The organism is Caballeronia sp. BR00000012568055, assembly GCF_029439455.1.
Taxonomy (GTDB): Bacteria; Pseudomonadota; Gammaproteobacteria; order Burkholderiales; family Burkholderiaceae; genus Caballeronia.
Genome location: NZ_JAQFVG010000096.1, coordinates 2,941 through 11,491 on the forward strand (window position 1 = coordinate 2,941; position 8,551 = coordinate 11,491).

Here is an 8,551-nt window from a genome sequence, read left to right on the forward strand (position 1 = left end):
CGCGCCACGAAACTCACGCGCTGTCCGCGTTCGACGTGCACATTCCCCGGCACCTTCGCGATCAATACCTCACGATCGGGCTGTTCGAGATGCACGTAACTATGTTCGCCGAGATGCTCGGTCAGCGACACCGTGCGCGTGAGTATCGCGCCTGCGTTCGATGCATCGTCCTCGGCAAGTTCGAGATGCTCGGGACGAATGCCGACTGTAACTGCTTCGTTATCCTTGAGACCGCTTCCATCGACAGCGATACGCACGGCTTCGCCCGTCTGCGCGAGCGTGGCAATCACGCCTTGCGCATCGATCGAACTGACACTCGCGGGCAGAAAATTCATTCGCGGCGATCCGATGAAACCCGCCACGAAACGGCTCGCGGGCCGGTGATACAGCTCCAGCGGCGCACCCACTTGCGCGATGCTGCCGTGCCGCTCCGTATCCGCGCCGGCATGCAGCAGCACGATCTTGTCGGCGAGCGTCATGGCTTCGGTCTGATCGTGCGTCACATAAACCACGCTGGCGCTGGCGAACTGTTTATGCAGACGCGCAATCTCGATGCGCGTCTGCCCGCGCAAGGTGGCATCGAGATTGGAAAGCGGTTCGTCGAACAGAAACACGCCCGGTTCACGCACGATCGCGCGCCCGATCGCCACGCGCTGACGTTGCCCGCCCGACAACTCGCGCGGCTTGCGTTGCAGCAGCGTATCCAGTTGCAACACGCGCGCGGCTTCACGCACGCGATCGTCGATTTCACTCTTGGATTTCTTTGCGAGCTTGAGGCCGAACGCCATGTTTTCGTAGACGCTCATATGCGGAAACAGCGCGTAGCTCTGGAACACCATCGCGACGCCGCGTTCCGCAGCAGGCACATCATTCACCACGCGCCCGCCGATCAGCAGATCGCCGTCACTCAGGTCTTCGAGACCCGCAATCATGCGCAGCAACGTGGATTTACCGCAGCCCGAGGGACCGAGGAACACGCAGAATTCGCTCTCGCCAATCTCCAGATCGACATCGCGAATTACGGGTGGATTGTTGCCGTACGCCTTCTGCACGCCTCTTAACGAAACGCTCGCCATTGCATGAACTCCGTGTTTTAATCGGTCCGGCACGGAGATTAAGCGCTTAAGCTTGCATACGAAAAAAATTGCTGCGGGTGCAGCATATGCAAAGCTTGTCTCCGTCATTCGTTTTGGTGTTTCGTGCATAGTGCAACGGCTTTGAAACTGATGCAAATGCTGAACAGGTCTCCCACATATTGACATGTCAACACTAAGTGAGGTCGCCAAACGCGCGGGCGTGACAGCCGCCACCGTGTCCAACGTGTTGCGCAATCGCGGACGCGTGGGCGAGGAAACGCGTCAGCGCGTGATGGACGCGGTCGCGGCGCTGAACTATCGCCCTCATCTGGCCGCACGCGCGCTTGCCGAGGGACGCGCGCCGACGCTCGCTTTGATGGTCTCCAGCATCGCGAATCCGTTCTATCCGGAGTTCGCGCTCGCGGTAGAACGTGCAGCGCGCGAAAGTGGCCATTTCGTGATCATCTGCAATACGAACGAAAATCCGCATACGGGCCGCGCGTATCTCGAACAGATTGCGGGCACGCTTTCGGAAGGCGTTCTGGTGATGAACGCCAATCTGGATTTCGATGATCTTCGCCGCACGCAGGCGAGCGGTACGCCGGTGGTGTTGTGCATGTGGGAACGTCCCGCCGATCCACCCGGACTGCCCTGCGTCGCCGTGGATTTCGAACTGGCGGGAAGGCTTGCGGGGCAGCATCTGATCGAGCTGGGACACACGCGGATCGGCGCGATCATCGGCAGCAAAGCGATGGGTATTCACGCTTCACGCTATGACGGTTTCGCCGATGCGATGCGTCACGCAGGCGTCGAACTCGTCGCAGCGAATGCGGTACACGCGCCCGACACCGTGCAAGGTGGATATGCGGCCGCACTCGAGCTGCTCGATCGCGACCCGCATATTTCCGCCATCTTCGCGACCAACGATCTCCCCGCACTCGGCGCGATCGATGCCGCCGCCGATCTCGGCCGCGCCGTTCCGCATGACCTGTCGATCATTGGCATTACTGATATTCAACTGGCGCAACAATGGCGTCCGCCGCTGACGACGGTCGCCGTGCCTACGGTAGAAGCTGCAGAAATAGCCGTCGCGCTGCTGCGTGAGTTGATCGGTCAGCCTCAACATGACAAGCAAACGTGGATGCGCGTTGCATCTGAACCGCGGCTGGTCGTGCGTGGATCGACCGCGCCACGCAGATTCGATAATTAATTCGGCATCCTTAGGCCGCGCCAGACTTCACACGACTGTCGCGCCACTTCATGCAGCGACTTGTGCTCGGCGTGAAGGCGGCGCAACCATGTCGCATCGCTCATATCGGCGCTTACGGTGCGCCGGATGATATCGAGTCCTTCCTGCGCACCGAGCGGCGCAGCGTGACCGGCGATTGCGTCCAGCGTGGCGAGTATGTCGTCGCGTATGGTCGCACTACGACCGGTTTCCGCATTCACGCAGGTTCCATCGAGTCCATAACGGCAAGCCATAAACCGGTTCGTTCGATACACCTCATAGTCGCTTTCGCTCAGACGTATCGGTTGATCGATCAGCAGATAGCGCGCGACCGTCTGCACATAAGCGGCAATGGCTGCGGCCCATTCCACGCGCAAGGGTGTATCCATCACCCGCACTTCGATGGTGCCAAAGCCCGGACTTGGACGAATATCCCAATAGAAATCCTTGAGGCTTTTCACGAGACCCGTGCCCGTCATGCGGTCGAAATAGCGCTCGAATTCCGCCCATGTCGTCATGAACGGTGCATGCCCGGACAGCGGAAACGGTGCGACCGAATTCAGCCGCGCGCATTGAAACTGCGTATCGCTTCCCTGCACATAGGGCGACGACGCCGCCAGCGCGATAAAGTGCGGCACGTAACGCGACAGCGAATGCAGCAGCACGAGCGCGGAATCGGCATCCGGTGCGCCTACGTGAACGTGCTGGCCGAAGATGGTGAATTGCTGATAGATCGCGCCATACAATTTCATTAAGTATTCCGAACGCTCTCGGCCGTCCGATCTTTGCTCATACCAGTTCTGGAAGAAATTCGTCCCGCCGCCGCATACGCCTACGTTGAGAAAATCGGCGGCGCGGACCAGCGTGTCGCGAAGCACTTGCAGTTCGGCTCTCGCCTGCTCGAAACCGCTGCATATGCCGGTAGACAGCTCGATCATGCCTTCGGTCGTTTCGGGCTTGATCGATCCGGCGAAGTCGTACTTCTTCACTTCGTTCAATAATTCCGTCGCTGCCTTGGTCAGCGTGTAATCGTGCCGATTGACGATCTGAACCTCGAGTTCGACACCAATCGTGAACGGTTCCGACGAAGCAAACGGGTCGAGCATACGGCGTCCTCTCGCGCGAATCGGATCAATATCGGTCGATTGCACCAGCAGAGTGCAATACCGACGGCATTTTTTTCATGTACAGCGCATGTGCAACACCAGCTTTCATTCTATGCGTCTTGCATTGCGCATGATGTCGCGGTGTTCGATATCGCTTAAGGCTTCACGCTTCGCTGCATCAGTTCGACGAAGTGTTTCGTGATGGCAGGCAATGTGCGTCCGCGTTTTCTGACGATAGCGATAGGCCGCACGAACGCCGCATGATCGATCCGCTTGACGACGAGGCCCGGTTCCGCGCGCACTTCGCGCGCTGTTTCAGGCAGGATGGTCACGCCGAGACCTGCACGCACCATCGCCACTGCGGTCATCATGTACATCGGCTCACAGGCGATTTCAAGCGGCGTGCGCGACTCGCTGAGCGCTGCATCCACCACGGCGCGCACGCTCGTGCCAGGCGCGGTCAGCACCAGCGGAAACGACGCCAGATCGCTCAGCGTAATGCGCCTCTTGCGGGCCAACGCATGTTCGCGCGGACACACGGCAACCAGCCGATCAACGCCTTTGTGCAGCACTTCCAGCAGCGGATCGAGCACCTCGCCGCCGGTCAGACCGATATCCGCGTCCTCATTGCGCACCAGCGCGTTCACCGTGCTCGCCACCACATCGCGCACCTGAAACACTGCGCGCGGCACATCACGTTTCATGGCGATGATCAACTCCGGCAACACGCTCGCTGCAAAAGTCGGCAGACACGCGATGCGTATCGTGCCGCTTTCGCCCTCGCCCATCGCACGTGCGTCGCGCAGTACGTTCTCCATATCTTCGAGCGATTTGCGCAGCAGCGGCAGCAATTCGCGGCCTGTCGGCGTCAGCGCAACATTGCGGCTGTTGCGATCGAACAGTCGTGCGCCGATTGCTTCTTCGAGCCGTCGTATCTGCACGGTCAGCGCCGGTTGCGACAGATGCAGCCGCTCTGCTGCGCGCGTAAAGCTGCCTGCTTCGGCAACGGCCACCAGCGCACGAATATCGCGTAAATTCAGATCCATTATGGTTCGTAATAACTGCGATCAAATCATTTCAATTGTGTTATTGCCGCTTCGAACTTACTCTGGGTCACATCAAAAAACAAGATTCGGAGACACGCTCATGCTGCCGTTGTTAGGCCTTGCCACTATCGTCGTTCTGCTCGGAGCGATTCTTTCCAAGCGCATGTCGCCACTCGTTGCGCTGATCATCGTGCCGATTGCGGCCTCGCTGATTGGCGGATTCGGCTTGCAGACCAGCAAGTTTGTGATCGACGGATTGAAGAGTCTCGCGCCGGTCGTCGGCATGTTCGTGTTCGCGATCCTCTATTTCGGCACGATTACCGATGCAGGCACGCTCGATCCGATCATCGACCGGATTCTGCGCGCGGTCGGCACGCGTCCGACACGTATCGTAATGGGCACCACGCTGCTCGCATTGCTGATCCATCTCGACGGCTCGGGTGCAGTGTGCTTCCTCGTCACCATTCCCGCGATGCTGCCGCTGTACGATCGTTTGAACATGGACAAACGCGTGCTCGCTGCGGCTGTATCGATGGCGGCGGGCATCAACTTTTTGCCGTGGACCGGGCCGATGATTCGCGCCTCCGCATCATTGCATCTGCCTATTTCATCGCTGTTCAATCCGCTGATTCCGGTGCAGGCAATCGGCCTGATCTTTGTGTTCGGCATGGCATGGTGGCTTGGCCGCCGTGAGGAAAAGCGCCTTGGACTGACGCGCGCGAATGGCTCCATTCCCATGCCCGAACGCAAGCTCACGCCTGAAGAAGCTGCGCTGCGCCGCCCGAAAAACTTCTGGTTCAATATCGTTCTGACCATCGTCGTACTCGGCACGATGGTGGTGATGGGCGAGAAGATTCCACCCGCAATTATGTTCATGGTCGGGCTGTGTGTCGCGCTGATGGTGAACTATCCGAATGTCGATATGCAGCGCAAGCGGATTGATGCGCACGCACGAGCCGCTTTGATGATGGCGGGCATTCTGCTCGCGGCAGGCGTATTCACCGGCATCATGCAGGGCAGCGGCATGCTCAAGGCCATGGCGCAAGCCGCGGTCGGCTTCGTGCCGCCCGCTATGGCCGGGCATATTCCTGTCGTGCTCGGCGTGCTGTCCATGCCGCTTTCCATGCTGTTCGATCCCGACTCGTTTTATTTCGGCATCCTGCCTGTCATTGCGGAAGTGGCATCGCAACTGGGCGTCCCGGCGGTGCATGTCGGACAGGCCGCGCTGCTCGGCCAGATGACCACCGGCTTTCCCGTAAGCCCGCTCACGCCCGCGACATTTCTGGTCGTCGGCTTGTGCGGCATCGATCTCGCGGACCATCAGAAGTTCACGTTTCCCATTCTGTTCGGCGCATCGATCGTGATGACGATCGCATGCGTCGTGCTAGGCGTGTTTCCGCTTTGAGGATTTCGTCATGAAAGACAGCATCAGAATAGGCGCGGGCGCAGGTTATTCGGGCGATCGTATCGAACCGGCTGTGGAGTTGGTCGAACACGGCGCGCTCGACTATCTCGTGTTCGAATGTCTTGCAGAACGAACTATCGCCATTGCACAACAGGCGCGTCGCCGCGATCCTTCGCAAGGTTACGATCCTTTGCTCGAAGCACGCATGCGAGCAGTGCTTCCGATCGCGGCGAAAAATCGCGTGCGCATCATCTCGAACATGGGCGCGGCGAATCCCGTCGCGGCTGCAAAAAAGACGGCGCAAATCGCGCGCGAACTCGGTTTGCATGATCTGAAAATCGCAGCCGTAAGCGGCGACGATGTACTCGACGTTGTGCTGCGCACATCGTTTCGCTTCGAAGAATCCGGCGATGACGTGAGCGCCTATGCGGACCGCGTCGTATCCGCGAATGCTTATCTGGGCGCAGCGCCGATCGTGGCCGCGCTCGAAGCGGGCGCGGATATCGTGCTGACCGGACGTGTGGCGGACCCTTCGCTCTTTACTGCCCCGCTCATTCACGAATTCGGCTGGCGAATGGACGACTGGAACACGCTCGGTCAAGCCACCGTAGTGGGCCATTTGCTCGAATGCGCGGGACAGGTCACGGGCGGTTATTTCGCTGATCCCGGCTACAAGGATGTGCCGAATCTCGCGCGGCTCGGCTTTCCAATCGGTGAAGTCGATGCGCGCGGCAATGTGGTGATCGGCAAGGTGGCGCATGCTGGCGGTTGTGTGACTGAGGCCACCTGCAAGGAACAACTGCTTTACGAAATCCACGATCCCGCGCGCTATTTTCAGCCGGACGTGGTGGCGGATTTCACGCAGGTTCGCGTTGCGCAGGAAGCGCCGGATCGCGTGCGCATAACGGGCGGACGCGGAAGCGAACGCACAGGAACACTAAAGGTTTCGGTTGCGTATATCGACGGTTATATCGGCGAAGGGCAGATTTCTTATGGCGGGCCCGGCGTGGTTGCACGGGCGCGGCTGGCGCTGGATATCGTGCGCGAGCGGCTCGCAATCACGGGCGTAAAGACGAGCGAGTTGCGCTTTGATTTGATCGGCGTCAATGCGCTTTACGGTGACGCGCTTGGTTCAACGCATGATGAGCCGTACGAAGTTCGCGTGCGCGTGACCGGCCGCACGGCTGATTCTGCGGAAGCGGCGCGCATTGGCAATGAAGTGGAAACGCTCTATACCAATGGACCTTTCGGCGGCGGTGGCGTGACGAAAGCCGTTCGCGAAGTGCTGGCGGTACAGTCCGTATTGTTGCCGCGTGAGCGTGTAACACCTACTTTTGAAATCGTGGAGGCAGACGATGAAACTGCGTGAGCTCGCACACGGCCGCACGGGCGATAAAGGCAATACGCTCAATGTATCCGTCATTTGCTACGACGCAAAACATTACGCACATCTACGCGATGCTTTAACGCCTGAACGTGTTAAAGCGCATCTCGTCGATGTCGTGAAAGGCGATGTAGTGCGCCACGAATTACCGCTTCTGCATGCGTTCAACTTCGTGCTCGGCCATGCGCTCGGCGGCGGCGTCACGCGTTCGCTCGCGCTCGATGCGCATGGCAAGTCGATCAGCGCAGCGCTGCTCGATATCGACGTCAAAGATCCTTCACCAGTCTGAGCGCATCGTAAATAGCGGCGTGCGTATTGCGCGCGGACACGGCATCGCCGATGCGGAATAGCTGGAAGCGGCCCTCAGGATTACGTTCGACCACCTGCGGTTTGCCATCGATCAGATCGGCGTAATCGATCGCACCGAGATTCTTTGACGACGGCTTAAGCTCGAAATAAAGCTCGTCCATTGGAATGGTGCCGTGATTGACCACGATCTGATCGTAGCGTTGTTCCTTCTTCACGCCGCCGTAGTCGCTGCCGATGGTCGCCACCAGTTCGCGGCCTTCGCGTCTGACCGACTCCAGACGGAACGTCACCGTGAACGTGGTTGCGAACTTCTGCAAAGACCGCATATACGGCACCAGATTCATGCTCATGACTTCGGGCGAGAAGGCGCGATCCGGCGTCATCACTTCCACTTTCCCGCCTGCCTGCGCGATGGTTTCCGCTGCCTGAAGCGCGGCGTGATCGCCTGCATCGTCGAAAATAAGGACGTTTGCGCCGGGCTTTACATCGCCCGAAATAATGTCCCATGACGACACCACGTGCTCGTTGCCTTCCGAGCACACTTCCGTATGCGGCATGCCGCCCGTTGCCACGATCACCACGTCGGGACTATACGAAAGCACCGTTTCCGTATCCGCCCATGTGTTGAACGCGAAGCGCACGCTGAGCTTTTCACACTGCGCCATGCGCCAGTCGATAATGCCCATCATCTCTTTGCGGCGCACGTTTTGTGCAGTGAGACGAATCTGGCCCCCGGGATTATTCATTGCTTCGATGACCGAAACATCATGTCCGCGCTCACCCGCTACGCGCGCAGCTTCGAGTCCCGCCGGCCCCGCGCCGATAATCACGATCTTGCGCCTGTGCTCCGCCCGCTTGATGTCGTGCGGCATTTCAAGCTCGCGCCCGGTCGCAGCGTTATGAATGCACAGCGCCATACCGCCCTGATAAATGCGATCGAGACAATAGTTCGCGCCCACGCAAGGCCGGATATCCTCCTCTCTTTTTTCGATGATCT

General features: G+C 59.2%; 8 protein-coding genes. 4 read left to right on the forward strand and 4 right to left on the reverse strand.

The window, feature by feature from the left end; translation table 11 throughout:
* On the reverse strand, positions 1-1,076 hold a 1,076-nt coding region (locus P7F28_RS06060), incomplete at its 3' end, for an ABC transporter ATP-binding protein (RefSeq protein ID WP_277183586.1).
* Positions 1,077-1,260: 184 nt separating this feature from the next.
* Between P7F28_RS06060 and P7F28_RS06065 the strand changes: the two genes are divergently transcribed.
* Positions 1,261-2,286 (forward strand): LacI family DNA-binding transcriptional regulator, encoded by a 1,026-nt coding sequence (locus P7F28_RS06065; protein WP_277183587.1) that lies wholly within the window; start codon positions 1,261-1,263, stop codon positions 2,284-2,286.
* On the opposite strand, the gene P7F28_RS06070 is transcribed toward P7F28_RS06065, so the two are convergent.
* Complete coding sequence (locus P7F28_RS06070) at positions 2,283-3,410, reverse strand: YbdK family carboxylate-amine ligase (RefSeq protein ID WP_277183588.1); 1,128 nt, start codon at positions 3,408-3,410, stop codon at positions 2,283-2,285. The two genes, P7F28_RS06065 and P7F28_RS06070, sit on opposite strands and share 4 nt — an antisense overlap.
* 155 nt (positions 3,411-3,565) lie before the next feature.
* Complete coding sequence (locus P7F28_RS06075) at positions 3,566-4,456, reverse strand: LysR family transcriptional regulator (protein WP_277183590.1); 891 nt, start codon at positions 4,454-4,456, stop codon at positions 3,566-3,568.
* A gap of 100 nt (positions 4,457-4,556) precedes the next feature.
* Here P7F28_RS06075 and P7F28_RS06080 point away from each other — a divergent pair, with 100 nt between their 5' ends.
* The 3 genes from P7F28_RS06080 to P7F28_RS06090 are packed head-to-tail and all read left to right on the forward strand — an operon-like array spanning position 4,557 to position 7,534.
* Positions 4,557-5,861, forward strand: coding sequence for a CitMHS family transporter (locus P7F28_RS06080; RefSeq protein ID WP_277183591.1), 1,305 nt, complete (start codon positions 4,557-4,559; stop codon positions 5,859-5,861).
* Positions 5,862-5,871: 10 nt separating this feature from the next.
* Entirely contained in the window at positions 5,872-7,230 is a 1,359-nt protein-coding gene (locus P7F28_RS06085) for an acyclic terpene utilization AtuA family protein (protein WP_277183592.1), read from the forward strand.
* Positions 7,217-7,534, forward strand: coding sequence for a hypothetical protein (locus P7F28_RS06090; RefSeq protein WP_277183593.1), 318 nt, complete (start codon positions 7,217-7,219; stop codon positions 7,532-7,534). The genes P7F28_RS06085 and P7F28_RS06090 overlap by 14 nt, the downstream gene beginning before the upstream one ends.
* Here the strand turns inward: P7F28_RS06090 and P7F28_RS06095 are convergent.
* The coding region (locus P7F28_RS06095) for an FAD/NAD(P)-binding oxidoreductase (protein ID WP_277183594.1) at positions 7,512-8,551 on the reverse strand (1,040 nt) is incomplete at its 5' end. The two genes, P7F28_RS06090 and P7F28_RS06095, sit on opposite strands and share 23 nt — an antisense overlap.

Coding starts and splice junctions, on each gene's coding strand:
- P7F28_RS06070 (WP_277183588.1), bottom strand. CDS start 3,410: ATGCTCGACCCGTTTGCTTCGTCGGAACCGTTCACGATTGGTGTCGAA.
- P7F28_RS06090 (WP_277183593.1), top strand. CDS start 7,217: ATGAAACTGCGTGAGCTCGCACACGGCCGCACGGGCGATAAAGGCAAT.
- P7F28_RS06065 (WP_277183587.1), top strand. CDS start 1,261: ATGTCAACACTAAGTGAGGTCGCCAAACGCGCGGGCGTGACAGCCGCC.
- P7F28_RS06085 (WP_277183592.1), top strand. CDS start 5,872: ATGAAAGACAGCATCAGAATAGGCGCGGGCGCAGGTTATTCGGGCGAT.
- P7F28_RS06075 (WP_277183590.1), bottom strand. CDS start 4,456: ATGGATCTGAATTTACGCGATATTCGTGCGCTGGTGGCCGTTGCCGAA.
- P7F28_RS06080 (WP_277183591.1), top strand. CDS start 4,557: ATGCTGCCGTTGTTAGGCCTTGCCACTATCGTCGTTCTGCTCGGAGCG.